This window comes from Longicatena sp. 210702-DFI.1.196, from assembly GCF_020563125.1.
Lineage (GTDB): Bacteria > Bacillota_I > Bacilli_A > Erysipelotrichales > Erysipelotrichaceae > Longicatena > Longicatena caecimuris.
Map to the genome: position 1 here is coordinate 1 of NZ_JAJCPX010000044.1, position 20,410 is coordinate 20,410.

At 39.7% G+C, this 20,410-nt stretch carries 17 protein-coding genes; 4 read left to right on the forward strand and 13 right to left on the reverse strand.

Features of this window, described 5'->3' with window-relative positions; translation table 11 throughout:
• Nucleotides 1-84: 84 nt before the first annotated feature.
• The 9 genes from LI241_RS13810 to rpsF form a co-directional block, all read right to left on the reverse strand.
• Nucleotides 85-1,173, reverse strand: coding sequence for a S1C family serine protease (locus LI241_RS13810; RefSeq protein WP_008690419.1), 1,089 nt, complete (start codon nt 1,171-1,173; stop codon nt 85-87).
• On the reverse strand, nt 1,170-1,928 hold the full coding sequence (locus LI241_RS13815; RefSeq protein WP_008690417.1) for an MBL fold metallo-hydrolase: 759 nt from the start codon (nt 1,926-1,928) through the stop codon (nt 1,170-1,172). Before LI241_RS13815 ends, LI241_RS13810 begins: the two co-directional genes overlap by 4 nt.
• Before the next feature lie 21 nt (nt 1,929-1,949).
• On the reverse strand, nt 1,950-3,296 hold the full coding sequence (gene dnaB, locus LI241_RS13820) for a replicative DNA helicase (protein WP_008690414.1): 1,347 nt from the start codon (nt 3,294-3,296) through the stop codon (nt 1,950-1,952).
• A gap of 8 nt (nt 3,297-3,304) precedes the next feature.
• Entirely contained in the window at nt 3,305-3,751 is a 447-nt protein-coding gene (gene rplI, locus LI241_RS13825) for a 50S ribosomal protein L9 (RefSeq protein ID WP_008690412.1), read from the reverse strand.
• Complete coding sequence (locus LI241_RS13830; RefSeq protein WP_008690410.1) at nt 3,729-5,720, reverse strand: DHH family phosphoesterase; 1,992 nt, start codon at nt 5,718-5,720, stop codon at nt 3,729-3,731. Before LI241_RS13830 ends, rplI begins: the two co-directional genes overlap by 23 nt.
• Nucleotides 5,698-6,633 (reverse strand): DUF2232 domain-containing protein, encoded by a 936-nt coding sequence (locus tag LI241_RS13835; protein ID WP_008690408.1) that lies wholly within the window; start codon nt 6,631-6,633, stop codon nt 5,698-5,700. The genes LI241_RS13830 and LI241_RS13835 overlap by 23 nt, the downstream gene beginning before the upstream one ends.
• A 71-nt stretch (nt 6,634-6,704) precedes the next feature.
• Complete coding sequence (gene rpsR, locus LI241_RS13840) at nt 6,705-6,935, reverse strand: 30S ribosomal protein S18 (RefSeq protein ID WP_008690406.1); 231 nt, start codon at nt 6,933-6,935, stop codon at nt 6,705-6,707.
• A 21-nt stretch (nt 6,936-6,956) separates the two neighbouring features.
• Entirely contained in the window at nt 6,957-7,424 is a 468-nt protein-coding gene (gene ssb / locus LI241_RS13845) for a single-stranded DNA-binding protein (RefSeq protein ID WP_008690405.1), read from the reverse strand.
• Between the two features lie 22 nt (nt 7,425-7,446).
• Nucleotides 7,447-7,740: a 30S ribosomal protein S6 gene (gene rpsF, locus LI241_RS13850; RefSeq protein ID WP_008690404.1), complete on the reverse strand. Its 294-nt coding sequence runs from the start codon at nt 7,738-7,740 to the stop codon at nt 7,447-7,449.
• A 373-nt stretch (nt 7,741-8,113) separates the two neighbouring features.
• Here rpsF and LI241_RS13855 point away from each other — a divergent pair, with 373 nt between their 5' ends.
• Together LI241_RS13855 and LI241_RS13860 are read left to right on the forward strand one after the other, a co-directional pair.
• Entirely contained in the window at nt 8,114-10,822 is a 2,709-nt protein-coding gene (locus tag LI241_RS13855; RefSeq protein WP_008690403.1) for an EAL domain-containing protein, read from the forward strand.
• Nucleotides 10,823-11,016: 194 nt separating this feature from the next.
• Entirely contained in the window at nt 11,017-12,372 is a 1,356-nt protein-coding gene (locus LI241_RS13860; protein ID WP_008690402.1) for an MATE family efflux transporter, read from the forward strand.
• Nucleotides 12,373-12,511: 139 nt separating this feature from the next.
• On the opposite strand, the gene LI241_RS13865 is transcribed toward LI241_RS13860, so the two are convergent.
• Together LI241_RS13865 and ispD are read right to left on the reverse strand one after the other, a co-directional pair.
• The gene (locus LI241_RS13865; RefSeq protein WP_008690401.1) at nt 12,512-14,107 is read right to left on the reverse strand and encodes an ABC-F family ATP-binding cassette domain-containing protein; all 1,596 of its coding nucleotides are present in this window, start codon (nt 14,105-14,107) and stop codon (nt 12,512-12,514) included.
• Nucleotides 14,108-14,503: 396 nt separating this feature from the next.
• Nucleotides 14,504-15,154: a 2-C-methyl-D-erythritol 4-phosphate cytidylyltransferase gene (gene ispD / locus LI241_RS13870; RefSeq protein ID WP_008690400.1), complete on the reverse strand. Its 651-nt coding sequence runs from the start codon at nt 15,152-15,154 to the stop codon at nt 14,504-14,506.
• Nucleotides 15,155-15,318: 164 nt separating this feature from the next.
• Between ispD and LI241_RS13875 the strand changes: the two genes are divergently transcribed.
• A complete protein-coding gene (locus tag LI241_RS13875; RefSeq protein WP_008690399.1) occupies nt 15,319-16,566 on the forward strand; it encodes an aminopeptidase P family protein in 1,248 nt (415 codons plus the stop codon).
• Between the two features lie 35 nt (nt 16,567-16,601).
• Nucleotides 16,602-17,096 carry a large conductance mechanosensitive channel protein MscL gene (gene mscL / locus LI241_RS13880; RefSeq protein WP_008690398.1) on the forward strand — a complete coding sequence of 165 codons (495 nt, stop codon included), beginning with the start codon at nt 16,602-16,604 and terminating at the stop codon, nt 17,094-17,096.
• Nucleotides 17,097-17,201: 105 nt separating this feature from the next.
• Here the strand turns inward: mscL and LI241_RS13885 are convergent, their stop codons facing one another.
• Nucleotides 17,202-17,954, reverse strand: a complete 753-nt coding sequence (locus tag LI241_RS13885) for an SDR family oxidoreductase (protein ID WP_008690396.1) — start codon at nt 17,952-17,954, stop codon at nt 17,202-17,204.
• Between the two features lie 81 nt (nt 17,955-18,035).
• Nucleotides 18,036-19,967 (reverse strand): AAA family ATPase, encoded by a 1,932-nt coding sequence (locus LI241_RS13890; protein ID WP_026006748.1) that lies wholly within the window; start codon nt 19,965-19,967, stop codon nt 18,036-18,038.
• Nucleotides 19,968-20,410 lie beyond the last annotated feature (443 nt).

A 20,410-nucleotide genomic window follows, 5' to 3' on the forward strand; every position in this document is an offset into this window, starting at 1 on the left:
GATAATTTAGAGCGTTTTTTCTTTAAACCCTACGTTAATTTAGAGCCCCGATTTTACTGTTCTTCGTAAGATTGCTTTTATAATTTATTTTAATGTAACTTCCTTTGTTTTCTCTTTACCATTGTGTTCATAGACAAGTGTTACCTTATCACCGACTTTTTTACTGTAAAGATATTGACGGAACTGCTTAACATCGTTTACCTTTTTCCCATCAAATGCTAACAATACATCCCCAACTTGAATGCCGGCTCTGGATGCCGGTGAGTTACGTGATACATTCACGATGAATAAGCCTTCATCTTGTTGAATGGAGATGCCCAAATATGCTCTTTCAAATGGCGAAAGTTGTTCCAATGGCGCTACACTGATGCCTAAAATCGGACGTACTACTTTGCCGTTTCTTTCCAACTGTGAAATAATCGGAAGAACCTCATTAATCGGGAGTGCAAAGCCGAAGCCTTCCACAGATTCGTCTGAAATTTTCATCGAATTAATGCCAATTAATTCACCGGCCATATTGATCAATGGACCACCGCTGTTGCCGGGGTTAATAGCGGCATCTGTCTGTAGGACATTCACATCCCAATCCGCGACTCCATTATTATCAATATCCATTTCCATACGACGATCGACACCGCTTATCAAGCCACCAGATACACTTCCCTGATATTCAATGCCTAATGGACTTCCCATGGCAATGACATATTCGCCCTTTTTCACTAAAGAAGAATCGCCCATGATAAAGGATTCTGCCTGAAAATCGACCTTTAGTTTCAATAAGGCCAGATCCGTCAGCTTATCCATACCAACGATTTCACTTTCCACGGATTTGCCATTCGCAAAGGTGACCGTCATCACATCCCCGTTTTCTACCACATGATTGTTGGTGATAATATAAACGGTTTTATCTTCAACTTTATAAATTGCCCCACTGCCGGTTCCAATCGTTTGCCCACGTGATGAGGCTGTAATGGTTACTACCTTATTCTCACTTTGTTCAACCAGTTTTGTCACATCGCTTGTGACATTCACACTGGCCTGTTTGATGTTGTTTGTAGCAGTCGTTGCATCTGTTTGCGGCACCGTTTCCTGTTTCAGCTGAAACACCTGAATGGTGAGTAAGACATTCCAGCCAAGCAGGGCTACCAGAATAAAGGCAACAAAACGTTTCATTCCTTTTTACCTCCATTTCCACTTACATAAATGGAAAACTGATCTGCAGGATATAAGCGCATATGCTCACGATGTATTTGTTTTTTATCGAAGGTCTGTTGTAATGTCCGTAATGCCATATCACGCGTATTTCCTTCTTGTGAGATATGGGCAAGTACGATTTCTTTTGTCGTTTCTTCTGAAATGACCTCGCTTAATATGTTCGCACTGTCTTCATTACACAAATGTCCATAATCATTAATGATACGCTGTTTGACATAAACCGGACGTGACGTCTGCATCAGCATTTCTATATCATGATTACTTTCAAAGACATAATAATCAGCATCACGAATATAATCCTTAACTTCCTTTTTAATATACCCGGTATCTGTCACATAAACCATTTTTTCGTTTTCACATTCAATGACGTAGCCGACAGTGCCCTCACAATCATGGCTCATGGGTAAAACGGTGATATGAAAATCCTTAATATCAAAGCTTTCAAAAGGACGTATGGCATGCAGATGATCGGTTGCGATGTCTTGTGTCGCATAGGTATCAATGGATTGAAACATCTTCATTTGTGATACATGATCGGTATGCGTATGGGTAATCAGAATCGCATCGGATGATAAATGATCATATTGCAGACGCTCAAAACAGGCTTTCAGATATTTGCGGGTACTCCCACAATCAATCACCAGTTTTGTATCGTTATGTTTAATCAGGCAGCAGTTCCCTTTAGAACCGCTTGCCAAAAGCGCAAACTTCATAAATGTTTTACCGTTTCCCTTCTAATAGCTGTCTCTGGCAATGTTAAAGAAAGCCGATATGGATTTCTGAAAGGCCAGTTCCACACGCCCGGTAGCACCGTTACGATGCTTTGATATATCAACATCGGTCTTATCGGTTGCATTCGTGTTCTCTTCTTCTTTATCTTTGTTATAGTATTCATCACGATACAGGAAAATGACAATATCGGCATCCTGCTCGATTGCTCCTGACTCACGTAAATCGGATAACATAGGATGCTTATCCGGACGTGTTTCAACCGAACGTGATAACTGTGATAAGGCAATGACCGGACATTGCATTTCACGAGCAAGTTGTTTTAAGGATCGACTGATTTCAGAAATTTCTTGCTGTCGGTTATCTCCACCGCTACGGCCACTGCCACTGATTAACTGCAAGTAGTCAATCACGACTAAGTCTAAGCCATGCTCACTTTTCAGCTTACGGCATTTGGAAAAGATTTCTCCGACCTTGATATTTGAACTATCATCGACAAACAGCTTGCTTGCCATTAATTCATTAGCAGCTTCATTTAGTTTATTAAATTCTTCATCCATCAGATTACCGCTTCTTAATTTACTGGATTCCACAGCACTTTTCGCACTCAGGATACGTTTCATCAGCTGTTCAGCAGGCATTTCCAAGGAAAAGATGGCAATCGCTCCCGTGTTATAAAAAGATGCATTTAATGCCAGATTCAGCGCAAAAGCGGTCTTTCCCATGGCTGGACGAGCCGCCAAAATGATCAAATCGCCTCTTTGAAAACCATTCGTAATACGATCAAGATCCGTATAACCGGTCTTGATGCCGGTAATATGAGAATCACTGTTGCGCAGTTTGATCAGCTCCTGCATAACATCGGAAATGACAACACGACTGCTTTTAAAATCCGTTGCTTTGCGATCTCTTGTTACATTTAAAATATCACGCTCAGCTTTATCCATAATATCGTCTAAAGAACTTGCCGTGTCAAAACCTTCCTCGGCAATTTCCTGTGCTGTTTCTATTAAACGGCGCAAATGTGCACGGCTTTTAATAATTTCAATATAATACATACTGTTGGCCGCAGATATTGCGGTATCACTCAATTTGATGATATAGTCAGCACCGCCAACCAAGTGCAATTGTTCTATATCCTGCAAACGGGCAATCAGTGTCGTTACATCGACCGGTTTTCCACTATTGGTAATATCCATCATGGCAGAGAAGATCCGCTGATGAATATCGAGATAGAAATCCGAAGGCTCTAAGCCCTGATCATATACAACGCCGCTAACGCTGGGATATACCATCATCCCGCCAAGGATGGCTTGTTCCGCTTCATTACTATGCGGTAATTCTCTGCTCATACTGCCTCCTAACCGTTCACATGAACACGTATTACACCGATAACTTTATTCTTATATAAATCGACTTTCACATCGGTATAACCTAAAGAAGTAATGGCATCGGTATCGATAAACTTACGCTTTTCAATTTTGATAGCATGTACACGCTGTAACTGTTCTACGATTTGTTTGGTTGACACACTGCCAAATACTCTTCCGCCTTCTCCTGTTTTTACATGAAATTCCAAGGTAATTTTCGTAAGTTTTTGTTTTAATGCTTGGGCATCTGCTTCTTTTTGTTTTTCTTCTAAATCATGCTGCAGATTTTGTTCATCTAAGATTTCCATACTTTTTTTGGTAGCAAGCACAGCCAGCTTTTTATTTAATAGGAAGTTACGGCCATAACCGTCACTAACTTCCACGATTTCACCTTTTTTACCTACTTTTTTCACATCACTTAGCAGTATTACTTTCATCCTTTGTTTCCTCCTTGTTTTCTTCTATATATTCATCAATCTTCTTTTTCAATTCTTCTTTCAACGCTTTTACACTCGTATCCTTGCGTTGTAAAGCTGCGGCATTAAAATGTCCGCCTCCATGCATCTTTTCCATGATCACCTGGACATTCACAACACCCTTACTGCGCGCGGAAATGCCACATTCGTTCTCATTAATACGCGCAATAACAAAACTTGCCTCGACACCTTTGATTTCCAGCATACTGTCAGCTGCTTGCGACATCAACGTACGGTTGACTTGGGCATCTTTTTCCACTGCGGCAATGATGATATTATCCGCATAGGTCTGTGAATAATTCATTATTTCCGTCTTCGCCGCAAAATCGCGGAAGTCTTCTTTCAACATATTTTCTGCTGCTATCGGATCAATGCCAAGTTTTTTCAGATATGCTACAGATTCAAAGGTACGGCTTCCGGTACGATTACGGAAACGATTCGTATCGACTAAAATACCGACATACATCAACGTAGCTTCTTCCTCACTCAGATTTACGCGATTGGTCTGATATGGCAGGAATTCGGCTGCTAATTCACAAGTGGAGCTGGCGCTTGTTTCTACATATACTAATAATGGATTTCCGATAAAATCTTCACTTCTTCGATGATGGTCAATCACAATGATGCGATTGGCAGCTTCCAATGTCAACGGTGCACCGGTTTGTTTAGGATTATTATGATCGACAACAATTAGCAAGTCTTCATCTTCGATCATTCTGGCAGCTTCCTCATCTTGTAGAAAGCGATGGCGCCCATTGAAGATATCTTCATATTCCGTTAAAGCTTGTGCTAATTGCGGTTCTATTCCTGACGATTGCGAAACAATATAACTTTCTTTATTATAAGCAGTTGCTAAACGTGACATGCACAAAGCAGCCCCCATACAATCAAAATCCATATCCCGATGCCCAATCACGAATACCCGTTTTGCCTCCATGATCGCCTCACGAATAGCCTGTGACATCACGCGGACACGAACTTTTGAACGTTTTTCCCTAGCTTCACTGTTTCCGCCATAATATTTTACACTTTCTCCATATTTTTTCACAGCGGCCTGATCACCACCGCGACTCTGCGCCAATTCCAGCAAATCACTGATCATCGTATCCAGTTGGGCAAAGTCATCCGTGCCACGTGCAAAGGCCATACTCAAGGTGATAGAAACATCGATATCCTCAGCATTTTTACGAACTGTATTTAAGATTGCAAACTTATCTTCAACGACTTGCTGATATATTTTTTCATTTAAGACAACCAAGAAACGATCACTGCGCAAACGACGAATCAGCATGCCATATTTATCTGCCCACTCAACCAATGGCTGACGCAGACAAGTATTGATCTGAGCCATCTTGGTTTCATCCTCATATTGTTGAATTTCCATGTAATTATCCAGTTGCAGCAGTCCTGCGACAATACCATCTTCCTGAAATTTTTCGGATATCCTTGCAAACTCGGTAATATCTTTCACAAATAATACTTGCCCGTTTTCTTTACGAGTTATTTCATAAACATATTCACCATCATGTGCGGTAATACTGTCAACTTCTCCTTGAAAAAGTTCTGTGATATCGCCAATCCAGCTGGTAAGCTTCTTTCCAACGATATTCACACCGCGCTCTTGCAACAATTCACTCATCCAGGTAGCGCAGTATTGCTCATCATATGTGATAATACCCATTTCTCCTATTAAAAGGGCATCCTTTGCATCATGTCCAAGAATTCTGGATATATCGATATCTCGCTGTTCCCGATCACTTTCAAACCAATAGACGACCCAGATGACAACCAAAGAGTTGATAATCACCAAAATCAGCATCGGTAAAATTTTAACGCCTTCAATATCCGCCATAAATAAGGCAAATAAGGCAACAAACTGTGCCAATATGACGATTCCAATCTGTACCTTAATGTTCTCCAGACGTTCCATGTACCACACCTCGTTTCAGTACTTCTAACCATATGCCACGCAGATCGACAATCATATCCAAAACACCGATGATAGCAATTGCACCTTGTACATATGGCAGAAACATGCCTATGATGACAAATAATAAGAAGATGCGTTTACGAAACAACAATAGGATACAAAGCAAGGTCATAACACCATAACCGATTGCAAAGATTCTCGCTGCTCCATAGACACCTAGTAATAGCCCATAGACATCTTGGTTTAATTTTAGCACATTTCGCACTAAAAATAGAACCCATATCATTATTATTGTATATCCGACACTTTTGGGAACCTTAATTTCAAAAATGCTCTTCATTGCTCTTGTTTCGATATGCATGCGTTTTAATACGACATTGGCAATCATATGAATGCACATTGTCTGTAAAACCGTCATTAAGATCGCACTGCCAATCACAACATACGTCACGATTTTGGCAAGTGGTATCCCAATATCAATATGCATGAAGTCTAACAGCATCTTCACCATTTCCACATCTTCCGCCGGATCATAGCCAAACATTGCCGCAAATAATACGGTAGTAATCAGATAAGAAACAAACGTGAATATCCCTGTCCATAGTAACAGTGTTCCATTCTTCCATTTCTTTCTTATCCCGGCACCATAAACGATGCCTACTACATCACAGCTAAACAGATAAAAGATCGTTGTCGGAGCGGCAATCATAAAGCTTAACAGAACCATACTGATGGCAGGAACGCATGCACTTTTTACTCCATAGCGTGCGGTATACATTAAAATCGGAAAGGTTAAGACCCAATACATGACCATTTCTAGCATACCGGCTAATTGACGGTTGATAAATAATAGCATACCGACAATCGCAACCATCATCGCACCTTCGGTCATCTTTTTTGTTTGGTTGTTCATAAGTGCTCCTCCTTTCTTAAGAGAAAAACCCCCATCTGCCAAAACAGCTGGAGGTTTCATTAACACGAATATTATTCGCTTACGTAAGGCAGTAAAGCCATCTGACGTGCACGTTTGATAGCAGTAGCCAGCATACGCTGATATTTTGCGCGTGTTCCGGTTACACGTCTAGGGATGATCTTTCCGTTTGCGGAAATAAATCTTTTTAATAATTCAACATCTTTATAGTCGATGTATTCGATTTTGTTTTTTGTGAAATAGCAAACTTTCTTGCGTCCCATACGCTGTTTCTTGAAAGCCATAGTTTATCTCCTTTCTACCAATTAGAATGGTAAATCATCACTGGCGATATCCAATGTATCGCTGGATGCAAAGTCACTGGAGTAGGACGGTGATGCATTATCGCTCTGATAGCCTTGATTTCCTGCATCATAATCAGGTGTGTAAGCATTAACGGCTGCAGCACTGTTGGTTCCCTTAGGCTCCAAAAATTGAACAGAGTCTGCGACAACTTCGGTCACATAGACACGTCTTCCACTCTGGTCGTCATAGCTGCGTGTCTGAATTCTTCCTTCCACTCCAACTAAGCTTCCTTTATGCGTGAATTGTGCCGTATTATCAGCAACTTTATTCCAGCACACACAGTTGATAAAATCCGCTGTCGGCTGTCCTTCGGTCTTAATTCTGCGATCACATGCTACAGTAAAGGATGTTACGCTGGCTCCTGTTCCAGTCTTACGTAAAACCGGATCCTTTGTCATGCGTCCTACTAATACTACACGGTTGATCATTGTCCATCATCCTTCCTGTTTCTTATTCTTCGTCCTGTGTTTTAACGATCATATAACGTACGATGTTGTGGTTGATACGTGCTAAACGATCAAATTCATGAATGCCTTCATTGTTAGCAGTCACATTGATAACAACATAGTAACCTTTGTTCATGTGTTTGATTTCATATGCGAACTCTTTTACGCCCCACTCGTCTACCTGATCGATAGTTCCGTTGTGGTCAGTGATGATCTTATGTAATCCATCCATCACTTTCGTGCGTGCTGCGTCTTCTAAAGATGCGTTCACAATGTACATGATTTCGTATTTTTTCATTCTGTACACCTCCTCATGGTCTCATGGCCCTGCCTCATGTGCAGAGCGGGGAGTAGAGATTTCTACCCGTTTATTGATTATAGCATTGTTGCTTTTGAAATGTAAAGGGATATTTTAAAGTTTTCGTATTTTCTCTTCTTGGATCATCTCATGTCACGCTCAAACGATACCCTTTCTTTCTCGAAGCGTTCCTCATGGCTGCTCACTTAGACTTCCACGCTATCTAGCCTCATTCTCTTCCCCTTAGATAAATCCTTTTTTATCATCGATAGAATTCACTAAAATTTTACCTTTTTTTGCTTATTTATAGTATGATATATAGAAAGATACTCACTCAATGATCGAAATGATGTATAGGCAGGAGGTGTCTTCCATGCAGAAAAAGCTGATTCCCACCATTCTGATACTCTCCCTCATCCTTTCCGGTTTTTTATCTTTAAACGCTATCAGAAACATGCAGGGAAATGCCCGCGTGGTTAATTATACCGGTGTTGTCCGTGGAGCTACGCAACTTCTGGTGAAACAGGAAATGGCAGGCAAAACAAATCATGCGCTTATTCAAAAGCTGGATGGAATCCTAAACGAATTACAAACAGGTGATGGACCAAATGGATTAACACGCCTGGATGATGAAACCTACCAAAAACAGCTGCAGGAGCTTGAAAAAGATTGGGCTGTAATCAAGGAGGAAATTAAAGAAGTCCGCAAAAGTAAGGATACTGCCGAATTACTACGGTTAAGTGAACAGTACTTTCAAGCCTGTGATGATGCCGTAAAAGAAGCTGAAATATATACCGAGCAACGCGTCTCTTCGATCATGCGGATACTGATGGTACAAATTCTTCTTTGTTTGGCAATTGTTGCTTTTGTCGCCGCCATAACTTCACGAATGCGTAAACGCCAACAAGAAATGGAAAAGGTGGAAATTGAGAATCGTAAAAAAAGTGAAGCCTTATCGCTGTTGGCGAAACAATTACAGGCTCCGATGAATGAAATATCCGAAACTTTGTATATTGCCGATTTAGAAACTTATGAATTATATTTTTTAAATGAAGCCGGCCAGCGTTCTTTCCATACAAAAGACTTTTACGGACGCAAATGTTATGAAGTTTTGCAGGGAAGAACTTCGCCTTGTCCGTTTTGTACAAATCCGCAATTGGATGAAGGCAAAATTATCACCTGGGAATTTTCTAATCCCATCTCTTTACGCCATTACCTGTTAAAAGATCGTCTCATTGAGTGGGAAGGACGTAAAGCACGTATGGAAATTGCTTTCGACATGACCGAAAATGAGAAAGAGAAACAACAATTACAGAACATGCTGGATGCGCAAAATATGATCGTCCGCTGTGTTCATCATCTATATGAAAATCAAGATGTCACAAGCAGCATTCATGCCGTGTTACAAGCCGTCGGCAAATTCTTTACAGCGGATTGTACGTACCTTATCAGTATTGATAATCAGATGCCGTTTGCTAATCAAGAATGGTGTGATGCCCATATCGCTTCTCGCAAACAAGATTTTGCTAAACTCCCGCAAGCCGTTATCCATCATTGGCTTTCGGCCTTTAGTGAAAAGGGGAGCGTTATCATCAGTGATCTTGCGGAAATAAATAAGCTCTCTGAAGAAGAATATCAGATATTACAAAACCATAACATCCAACGTATGGTAGCTGTTCCATTAGAAAGTAATCATCAGATCATCGCTGTCTTAGGAGTTGACAATCCAGCTAAGGACATGATGCAAAATATTACTTCGATGTTACAAACCTTGTGTTACTTTATCATGCTGACCATTAAACGAGATCAAGCAGAAAAGAAACTGGCTCATTTAAGCTATCATGATGAATTAACTTCGTTCTATAATCGCAACCGATACATCGAAGATGTAAAACATATCGCGCACTCCCATCAATCCGTCGGTGTCGTTTATCTGGATATCAACGGTTTAAAAGATATTAATGATAAGTATGGACATGCCCGTGGCGATGAGCTTATCATCGAAGCGGCTTTACATATGCGACGTGTCTTCCCACAGGCCGATATTTATCGTATCGGAGGAGACGAATTTGTTATCATATCCACAAACCTGAGCCAAGATGTTTTCCAGCGGCAAGTCCGTGAACTGCGAGGTTCTATCAAAGATCAGGAAATGCTGAAGTTTGCTTTGGGCAGCCGTTGGTCACCACAGGCGGATGGCATCAATGATTTTATTGCCGAAGCAGATGCCTGTATGTATGAAGATAAACGTGTTTTCTATCGGAATCGTCAAAATACAAAGCGTTATCGTCATTATAATGATGAATTGTTGCATCTTTCTGACCCCAACACGTTACAAGCAGAAATAGCTATGCACCATTTTCACGTGTATCTGCAATCAAAAATTCGCTCGACAAGTGGAGAAGCGTTTGGGGCCGAAGCTTTGATACGTTATGAAGACCGTGATGGAACCATAATATCACCAGGGGATTTTATGCCCCTGCTAGCCGAGCATCATCTGATTTCCGTGATTGATTATTACATCTTTGAACGCATCTGTATGCTCATTCGCGAGTGGCTGGATGCCTATGCCACGATTGTCCCGATTTCCGTTAATCTATCCCGTCAAACGATGATCAAAGCCACCTTACTTCAGGATTTATTAGCTATCTGTCAAAAATATGAAGTAGCTCCATCCTATCTGGAAATTGAAATCAGTGAACATGGCGATCATCTTTCTGATAAAGACCTTATAACTTTGATACATGAATTAAAACATCATGGTTTTAGAATATCGTTAGATGATTTTGGTACTGAGTATGCCAATCTGGCATTATTATCCGCTGCTCCATTTGATGTCTTGAAACTAGACAAGAGTATCATCAATGAATTAGACAGTAATCCACGGACGCAAAAAATAGTAACTGCCATCATGAAACTATGTGAAGAATTACATATTACAATTATCGCTGAAGGTATAGAAACACTGCAACAGCTGCAGACCCTCACATCCTGCGGTGTAACACTTGTTCAAGGCTTTTATTACAGCATTCCTTTACCTGTTGATGAGTATCAGCGTAAGTATATGCACCCCAAATCCTAATCACATTTCCCTCCATCCTGTCTTATATTAGTAAGCTGCCACAAGCTTTCTCCAATATAGGGCAGGATGTTTTTTTTAGGATAAATGAAAGAAAACCGCAACTTCTATGAAAGAGAATGATTTTGTGAACTATCTTTTTTTCAAAGTCGGGTGTATAATAAAGAACCATAAGAAATAAGGGGTAAGGTGATGTCATGCAACAGGAGAAAACCAAACAGAAAGGATTAATGACAGAAGGTGTTATATGGAAAGAGTTATTATTATTTTCCGTGCCGCTTTTATTAGGCAATTTATTCCAACAGCTTTATAATGCGGTGGATTCTGTCGTTGTTGGTAATTATATAGGTGCACAGGCCTTAGCTGCTGTTGGCAGCAGTGCTCCCGTTATTAACCTGCTTGTCAGCTTTTTCATGGGGTTATCGGTTGGTGCTGGAGTTATCATCTCTCGTTATTTCGGCGCTCGTAATATGGAAAGCTTACAAGACAGTATCCATACTTCTTTGGCCCTTACTATGACAGCCGGTATCTTTATGACCTTGTTTGGAATCATCTTCTCTCCAACCATATTGCGTTGGATTGGAACTCCATCAGATGTTATGAGCAGTTCTGTTTTGTATCTGCGTATTTATTTTGGTGGTATTCTATCCGTTATGTTGTACAACATGGGCAGTGGTATCCTGCGTGCTGTTGGGGATTCTAAAAATCCATTATATTTTCTGATTGTATCCAGTATCACCAATATCCTGCTGGATCTATTGTTTGTCATCGTGTTTGATATGGGCATAGCCGGCGTAGGCTGGGCGACCTTAATTGCTCAAACCATCAGTGCCGTGTTAACCCTCTTATTACTCATCAAAACGAAACAAGAATATAAAGTCACCTTAAAAAAGATTCGCTTTCATAAAGATAAGTTGATTGAAATCATCCGCTTAGGCTTACCGAGTGGTATTCAAAACGGCGTTGTTTCCTTTTCAAACGTTATCGTGCAAAGTAATATCAATGCCTTTGGCTCTTTAGCGATGGCTGGCTGTGGTGCTTATACCAAGATTGATGGCTTTGCCATTTTACCGGTGATGAGCTATTCTATGGCTTTAACAACCTTTACCGGACAAAATATGGGAGCTAAGAAATATGACCGTGTGAAGCAAGGAGCACGCTCTGGTATCATCATGTCCCTACTCACAACCATCGCCATCTCAGCCTTATTGTTAATATTCGGTGAGCAGGTATTATCCATCTTCTCTGATAATCCTAAGGTTATTTCCTATGGTTTGTATATGATGCATGTATTAGCTCCATTTTATATTTTCCTTGCTATTTCTCATGCCTTTAACGGCATCATCCGCGGTGCCGGTATTACCACGATTCCTATGATTGTCATGATTACTTGCTGGTGTGGAATGCGTATGACCTGGATATTGGCAAGTGTTCCTATCTTCCATGATATCGGAGTTGTCTTTATGGGCTGGCCATTAACATGGGCTGCCAGTGCTTTATGGCTCTTCTTATATTATAAAAAAGGCAATTGGATGAAGCGTTCCATGTATTAACAAGTCTACTTACATTCAGAAAAAAAGCTGATGTTTCTATGTTTCTTACCAATAAAGGTATTACATATACATCAGCTTTTCTTTTGCTTATTTTAAATAATTATTGCTTATGAATTTTATAGGCAGTGCCATTATGAATTTACTCTTCAATACCATATTCACGTTCTAAATATTCATCATAGCTCATGCGGCGATCAATGATGCCATCCTCGCGAATTTCAATAATACGGTTTGCGATTGTTTGAATGAATTGATGGTCATGAGAGGTAAAGACCATCTCTCCCTTAAAGTTAATTAGGCCATTGTTTAAAGCCTGAATGGATTCCAGATCCAGATGGTTGGTAGGATCATCCAGCAACAATAAATTCGGTGCTTCCAACATGCTTTTTGATAACATACAACGAGCACGTTCGCCTCCGGATAACACATTGACAGGTTTTAAGGCTTCTTCCCCACTAAACAACATTCTTCCTAAGAACCCGCGAATATAACTCATATCATCAATACTCGTGTACTGGCTCAGCCAGTCACAAATACTTTCTTCCCCTTCAAAATAAGCAGCATTATCATCAGGGATATAGCTTGGTGTAATAGTTTGTCCAATTTCTACTTTCCCATTATCCGGTTCTATTTCTTTTGCCAGAAGTTTTAATAATAATGAAGTTTGCAAAGGATTGCCGATCAGGGCAATCTTATCCCCATTCATTAAAGAAAACGAAATGTTATGCAAAAGTTCTTTCCCTTCAATCGATGCACAAAGATCTTCGACAAATAAAATGGCTTTTCCTGATTCACGTTCCGGCTTAAAATCCACGAAAGGATATCTTCTGGTAGATGGCTGTAAATCATCCAGCGTAATCTTATCTAAGATTTTCTTACGTGAAGTTGCCTGTTTCGATTTTGCGGCATTCGCTGAGAATCGGGCAATAAAGGCTTCTAATTCCTTAATCTTTTCTTCTTTTTTCTTGTTTGCATCTTTCATCTGTTTTGCCAGCAGCTGACTGGATTCATACCAGAAATCATAGTTACCGCTGTAAATCTTAATCCCTCCGAAATCCACATCGGCGATATGTGTACATACCTTGTTTAAGAAATGACGATCATGCGATACGACGATGACGGTACTTTCATAATTGATCAAAAAATGCTCCAGCCAGGCAACGGATTTTAAATCTAAACCATTGGTAGGCTCATCTAACAACAGTGTATTTGGCTTGCCAAACAATGCCTGCGCTAACAGAATCTTAACCTTTTGTGCAGGCGTCATGGCTGACATCAATTCTTGATGTAAGCTTACCGGTATATCCAGCTGTTCCAAAAGATTGGCTGCTTCACTTTCCGCATTCCAGCCATCAAGATTCGCAAATTCTTCTTCTAATTCTCCGGCTTTTACTCCATCTTCATCGGTAAATTCGCCTTCTTTTGTGTACAAGTATTCTTTTTCTTTCATGATGGCATATAAGCGTTCATTTCCCATCATCACGGTTTCTAACACCGGAAATTCTTCAAACTTGTAATGATCCTGTTCCAGTGTAAAAACCGTTTCATTCGGTCCGGTAAAAACATCTCCGGTATCCGGCTTTAATTCACCACTTAACACTTTTAGAAAAGTACTTTTACCGGCTCCATTTGCGCCAATTAACCCATAGCAATTACCATCCGTGAATTTTAAATTTACATCCTTATATAATGTGCGTGCACCAAAACGCACGCTCACATTGTTTGTCCCTATCATATAGAACCTCCATTTTTCATGCCTGTGCATTATAGCATGTGTCTTTCAGAAATACAAATACACAAAAAAAATGCTTATGCTTCTCTTAAAAAAAGATGCTCCGTTTTTAATGTTTCAACATTATGTTTTCTATGATTCTTCATATTCTTTGTATCGTAGATATGCGATGGTTTTGATAGCCCTGCTTGTACTTATTGGTTATCATTTGATATTTCCTTATTGCCCTAAACTTTTTTCTTCGTTAAAAAGAGAACGACCATCCATCGTTCCCTTTCATATCCTATGATTTCATATAACTATTTCCTATGGAATCAGCAAGCAAATAGAATATGCTGCATGCGCAATCGTCCACATCCAAAAGACTTCATCAAATAGTGATTCCTAAAGCTCAGTTTTCTATTTCCCTGCAATATCTTCAATTGTCGTAACCTTCATATTCCCATAACTGCCTTCTACCACATACACTTCATGATCCCCACAAAGTTCCATGATCTGTGCATCATCACTAGCTTGCAGCTGTTTTTGATATGCCTTGTGATACGCTTTTAAAATCGCACTTGTTCGAAAAGCTTGTGGTGTTTGTGCCTGATATAAAGTAGCGCGCTGCGGAGTCGTTTTCACCTTTCCATCCTCCACTACTTTAATCGTATCTTTCACCGGCATCATGAGCAAACAAGCATCATGCACTTGTAAGCTTTCAACAATACGATCAATACAATCCATGGTCAGCCACGGTCTTGCCCCATCATGAATCAATACATGTTCACACATCACCGCTTTCAAGCCATGATACACAGAATCTTGACGAGTTGCCCCACCTTGTACAAACACGATGTTCCCTTGTGTACATAGCTTCATAAAAACTTCGATATCTTCCTTACTGGCCACTACGATAATTTGATGACACCGTGTATCCTTTTGAAAGACCTGGATGGTTTCTTCTAAAATCGTATGTCCGTTTTTTAATTTAAATAGCATTTTATTATACCCCAAACCCATCCGGCTGCCGCTGCCTGCTGCTACGATAAGTGCTGTATATTCTATCATATTCTTAGCCTCCCGCTTTTCATTGTATGATTGCCTATGGCGTTGATTTTTCACAATTATATCATATATGTAATCTATTTTTAAAAAGAATATTGCAAAAGCTATGCTATAATGATACCAGATGTTAAAATCAAGGTATCATATACATAGAAAGAGGGATAAAGATGTATAAAGAACGTAGAAAAGCCTTAGCAAGCGCTCTTCCGGATACAGCAATTGCTTTGGTATGTAGTGGAAAAGCCCCTTACAAAGTCGGTGATGAAAAGTATGATTTCTCAGTTGATCGCAGCTTTTATTATTTAACCGGATTAGATAAAGAGAACATGGTACTTGCCATCATCAAAGTTGAAGGACGTGTAAGTGAGTATTTATTTATTGAACGTTATGATGAAGAATTGGCAAAATGGGTAGGCGGCAGAATCATGCCTGAGGATGCCGCAAACATCTCCGGTATCCAGGAAATCTATTGGCGTGAAGAAGCCATGGATACCATAGGAAGTGTCTTATCACGTTATTTTAGTGGTTATGCAAATGTTGATGTATATGCGGATTTCACGAAACAAGAAGCTGAACAGGCGGATAGTGAAGCGCATATTTTTGCACGTAGTTTACTGCAAAGATATCCACACATCGTTTTACATGATCTGGCAGGATACATCAGTGCACTGCGTTTGGTTAAGGATGAAGATGAATTGGCAAAATTACAAAAAGCCATTGCGGTGACAAAGGAAGCCATTGAAAATATGATGGCTCATGCGCATGCTGGCATGGGAGAATACGAATTGGAAGCTTATTTTGATTTCGTCTTAAAATCAAATAACTGTCTGCATTCTTTCCCATCCATTGTGGCAGGAGGCAAAAATGCAACTATCCTACATTATCAGGAGAATAGTCAAAAAATCAAAGACCGCTCTTTGGTTTTATGCGATTTAGGGGCAGCTTATTCTTATATGAATGCCGATATTACACGCACCTTCCCGATAAATGGGAAGTTCACAAAACGCCAACGTCAAATTTATGACATTGTTTTAACAGCTAATAAGATGATCATGCAGATGGTAAAACCAGGTATAACCTTACGTGATTTAAATAATGAATTGATTAAATTTTATCATCAAGAATTAAGTAAACTTAATTTATTAAAACATGGAAAAAGTGTTGCCGATTATTATTGGCATGGAGTTTCCCACATGCTTGGCCTAGAAACACATGATGTCACCTTGCCAAACTATAAACTGCAGCCTGGCAATGTCTTTACAATTGAACCCGGCTTGTATTTAGAGGAGGAAGGCATTGGCATACGCATTGAAGATAATGTGCTGGTGGTGGAAGATGGCTGTATCAACTTAAGCAAAGATATTATCAAAGAACCGGATGAAATTGAAGCCTTTATGGCGGCTCATGCCAAATAAATCCTACGTGCAATCGTTAAGAAAGGGGTATACACATGAAAAAAATTTATGCAGAATTTAAAGAATTCATCATGCGTGGAAACGTGCTTGACTTGGCTGTTGGTGTTATCATCGGTGGTGCTTTTCAAAAAATCATTGGTTCTTTGGTGAATGATATCATCATGCCAATCATTACGATGATTACCGGTGGCATTGACTTTTCCAACTGGTTTATCGCCCTGGATGGCAACACGTACACTTCTTTAGCAAAAGCACAGGAAGCAAATGCATCTACCTTGAATTATGGTGTCTTTTTAACAGAGGTCATTAACTTTCTCATCATGGCCTTTGTAATCTTCATGATGGTCAAAACAATGAACTCCTTAGCGCGTAAAGCCCTTCGAAAAAAAGAAGAAGAAGCAGAAGCACCTACGACAAAAATTTGTCCTTTCTGTAAATCAGAAATCGCTATCGAGGCTACACGCTGTCCACATTGTACCAGTGCATTGCCTAACGAAGAAGAGGCAGCTGATGAAGTGGCAAGTGAATAGACGAATAACTTTCTGAATGAACATAAATACATCAAAAGAAAACTGGAACTTCCTATCGTAAGACATTCTGCTTATAGGATTGTTTCCAGTTTTTTATTTCTGATTTTATTTATTTTTACGATGCTGAATGTGATAACTACAGCTCATCAACAAACGATTTGGTAAAAAGCGTGTCGCGATATAAGAGGCTTTCATCAACATGCCGGGAATGATCAGTAACTTTTTTTCTAACATACGGCGTATGGCAATTGCAGCTACCTCTTCGCTTGTTTTTCCATCCATTAAAAACTTAACATTTGCCACCTTATCGAATTCGGTTCTCACCGGTCCCGGGCATAATACCGAGATGGAAACATGACTGCCTTTTTTCTGCAGCTCTTTCCATATCGCCATCGACAAGCGAAGTACATAGCTCTTGGTCGCATAATAGGTTGCCATCAACGGTCCCGGTAAAAAAGCGGCGGAGCTGGCTACATTTAAGATATAGCCTTTATCACGACGAATAAAATCCTTTAAAAAGAGCTTGGTAAGAATATGCACCGCCTGTATATTAGTTTGCACCATCTGTAAATCTTTATCTAACTCCGTTTCATGAAATTCCCCATAATCTCCAAAGCCGGCATTATTGATCAGAATATCAATAGGTTCATGGACAAAGCGTTGGTATAACGCTTCACAGTTCTCACGTTTTGAAACATCTAAAACAACCACTGTAACATGTACTGGTAATTCCTTTTTTAGTTCCATCAAACGTTCTTTTCTTCGTGCAACCAGAATCAAATCAACTTTGGCCTTTGCCAGAACTCTGGCCATATCTCTTCCAATCCCACTGCTGGCGCCGGTAATTAATGCTTTCATAACATCACTTCCTTATGTCTTTACTATAGCACATTTTTTCGGTTATAACGCTCATTTCCTTCTAGGTTTAGAAAAAGGAGGTTAGACCTCCACGAGATGCTGTTTTAGTTTTCTGGTTACTTCTTCCATGGATGTGCAAGAAGAAATCACTTCTTTAATCTTTGTATCCGCTAAAGTCTTATTCCATTGTTTTAAGACATTATGAACGATGTGCAATTTATCTTCCTGCTTCAGATCATGAAACCAGAAGATTTCATCAATGACGCTTAAAAATGATGCAGGCAACTGTCGAGATAAGATTTGTTCCAGACTTTGGGTTTCTTGAAAATGCAATTCATTGCCACTTGTTAGCGTGAAATCACCATTCAAGATCATGATACAATGACGCAGATCCACCTTGTAAATATCATGTTCCATATACCCTTTTTCAATGGATTGACGTAAGAATTGCAGCTGTGCTTCATGCGCCATATGCAAATTCATGATACATACGATCGTATAGGGATTGCGTCTTAGTAAAGATAAATTATGCGCAAAGTTTTGTTCAAAGGCTGCCATATCAAAAGTTACCATATCTTCCTGATTAAAATAAGTGCGGTTAAATTTTTGCATCAGTGTCTTCTTCCCAACCCCGGGATTTCCTAAAAACAGCCAAACCCCTAAAGGACGTTGGGTAATCACGCCCTGCTCGATCCATTGTAACTGGGCAATCAATTTATCAATAACTTCTTCCTGTCCAATCAAGGATTCTTGCAGCTGCGCCTTTAACAATTGTACACGATCAACACTGGCAAGCGGAATCGCTGTAAGCTTTTCCACAACATCTTTAACCATTTCTTCATTGACTTGATGCGTATTGCTCGCTTTCGCACTGACACAGGATAAATCTAATACATCAATCGCTTTATCCGGAAACTTACGCTGTGGCATATAATAGTCACAATACGCGACGATTTTCGCTAAGATATCCATCGGAATATGCACCTGATGAAAATCCTCATATTCTTTTACCTTAACCTTTAACATTTCCAATGTTTCGCTTTGATTTGGTTCTTTGATCGTGATAATTTGGAAACGTCGTTCTAAGGCTCGATCTTTTTCGATATATTTTTCATATTCTTCCACTGTTGTAGCACCGATACATTTAATCAGTCCACGCGCAAGATATGGCTTTAATACACTGGATACATCAATGCTGCCTTCTGACTTACCTGCACCAATCATCTGATGGATCTCATCAATAAAAAGGATCACATTCGGATATTTCTCTAACAGGCGAATAATATTTTGCAATTTCTCTTCAAAATCACCGCGATATTTCGTTCCTGCTACTAATGAATTCAGATGCAGTTCATAAATACTGGCATTGCGTAAGGATGGCACCTGATTTGCCTGTATCATCCCAGCAAGCTTTTCCACTAATGCGGTTTTCCCCACACCGGGTTCTCCGATCAATAATGGATTCGCCTTATCTTTTCTTGACAATACCGAAATCATAAAAGAAAGTTCTTTATCTCTACCTATAATATCCTGATTTAAACCACAGGTATTTAGATTCCGTAATTCATTTACTTTATCCAATTCATTACGTCCCCCATGTTCCATCTGCATCAGCAATACATTCTCATCAATATCATAGCGATGCAAGATTTCCGTAGCCACACAGCTTGCTGTCTGCAGCAGTGCTAAGGATAAGGATTGTACGTCCATCACTTTCGCTTTTTTATGCTGTGCAATCTGCATGGCACGCTCTAAGATATCATCGACGACCTGGGTGATCTGGATTTCATCCACACTTTGATCACGCAAGCCAAATAGTACCATTAAATCTTCTTTCATCTGATAGTAACAAACACCCTGTGCACTGATTAACTGACATAACTGAGTCTCACTATCTTTTAAGATTGCCAGTAATAAATGCTCGCTTCCTATATAGTTGTTTCCCATATCACGCGCCTCTTCACCTGCGCTTTTCATGATATTTGTCACCTGTTTATTTAAACGATATTTCATATCTTCACCATCCGTTTCCATATAGCATATGATTTCTCTTGGTTGCTTTTGTTAGTATGGACTGCCAAATTCATTTAAAACGCAAGAAAGAAGTCTAAATCTTTCGATATCTTTATTGTATGAATTCAAGAGAAAGGATATGATAAACTCATAGAGAGGTATGAATGAATATGAACATAAAAGATTATGCAAAAAAGATAAACAAGGAAGCCATCTATTGTTGCTATGACACTTATATGGAAAATCCGAAAGAAGATGAAAAAGGTGATTGATGATGAATTGGCGAATCATCACCTTATCGCCAGCATGAAACTATTTCAAGCATAATAAAATAAAATTTACAAAGTAAAAGACTGCTCACCGATGTGATATGATTCCACCTCCGTGGAGGGTTTGTCAAGAAAAGTGTGTAAGTAAAATTGATTAAGACATCTATTTAAGAT

Bases quoted from the DNA above. Each gene is read 5' to 3' on its own strand.
- LI241_RS13810 (WP_008690419.1), bottom strand. From the start codon at position 1,173: ATGAAACGTTTTGTTGCCTTTATTCTGGTAGCCCTGCTTGGCTGGAAT.
- LI241_RS13815 (WP_008690417.1), bottom strand. From the start codon at position 1,928: ATGAAGTTTGCGCTTTTGGCAAGCGGTTCTAAAGGGAACTGCTGCCTG.
- dnaB (WP_008690414.1), bottom strand. From the start codon at position 3,296: ATGAGCAGAGAATTACCGCATAGTAATGAAGCGGAACAAGCCATCCTT.
- rplI (WP_008690412.1), bottom strand. From the start codon at position 3,751: ATGAAAGTAATACTGCTAAGTGATGTGAAAAAAGTAGGTAAAAAAGGT.
- LI241_RS13830 (WP_008690410.1), bottom strand. From the start codon at position 5,720: ATGGAACGTCTGGAGAACATTAAGGTACAGATTGGAATCGTCATATTG.
- LI241_RS13835 (WP_008690408.1), bottom strand. From the start codon at position 6,633: ATGAACAACCAAACAAAAAAGATGACCGAAGGTGCGATGATGGTTGCG.
- rpsR (WP_008690406.1), bottom strand. From the start codon at position 6,935: ATGGCTTTCAAGAAACAGCGTATGGGACGCAAGAAAGTTTGCTATTTC.
- ssb (WP_008690405.1), bottom strand. From the start codon at position 7,424: ATGATCAACCGTGTAGTATTAGTAGGACGCATGACAAAGGATCCGGTT.
- rpsF (WP_008690404.1), bottom strand. From the start codon at position 7,740: ATGAAAAAATACGAAATCATGTACATTGTGAACGCATCTTTAGAAGAC.
- LI241_RS13855 (WP_008690403.1), top strand. From the start codon at position 8,114: ATGCAGAAAAAGCTGATTCCCACCATTCTGATACTCTCCCTCATCCTT.
- LI241_RS13860 (WP_008690402.1), top strand. From the start codon at position 11,017: ATGCAACAGGAGAAAACCAAACAGAAAGGATTAATGACAGAAGGTGTT.
- LI241_RS13865 (WP_008690401.1), bottom strand. From the start codon at position 14,107: ATGATAGGGACAAACAATGTGAGCGTGCGTTTTGGTGCACGCACATTA.
- ispD (WP_008690400.1), bottom strand. From the start codon at position 15,154: ATGATAGAATATACAGCACTTATCGTAGCAGCAGGCAGCGGCAGCCGG.
- LI241_RS13875 (WP_008690399.1), top strand. From the start codon at position 15,319: ATGTATAAAGAACGTAGAAAAGCCTTAGCAAGCGCTCTTCCGGATACA.
- mscL (WP_008690398.1), top strand. From the start codon at position 16,602: ATGAAAAAAATTTATGCAGAATTTAAAGAATTCATCATGCGTGGAAAC.
- LI241_RS13885 (WP_008690396.1), bottom strand. From the start codon at position 17,954: ATGAAAGCATTAATTACCGGCGCCAGCAGTGGGATTGGAAGAGATATG.
- LI241_RS13890 (WP_026006748.1), bottom strand. From the start codon at position 19,967: ATGAAATATCGTTTAAATAAACAGGTGACAAATATCATGAAAAGCGCA.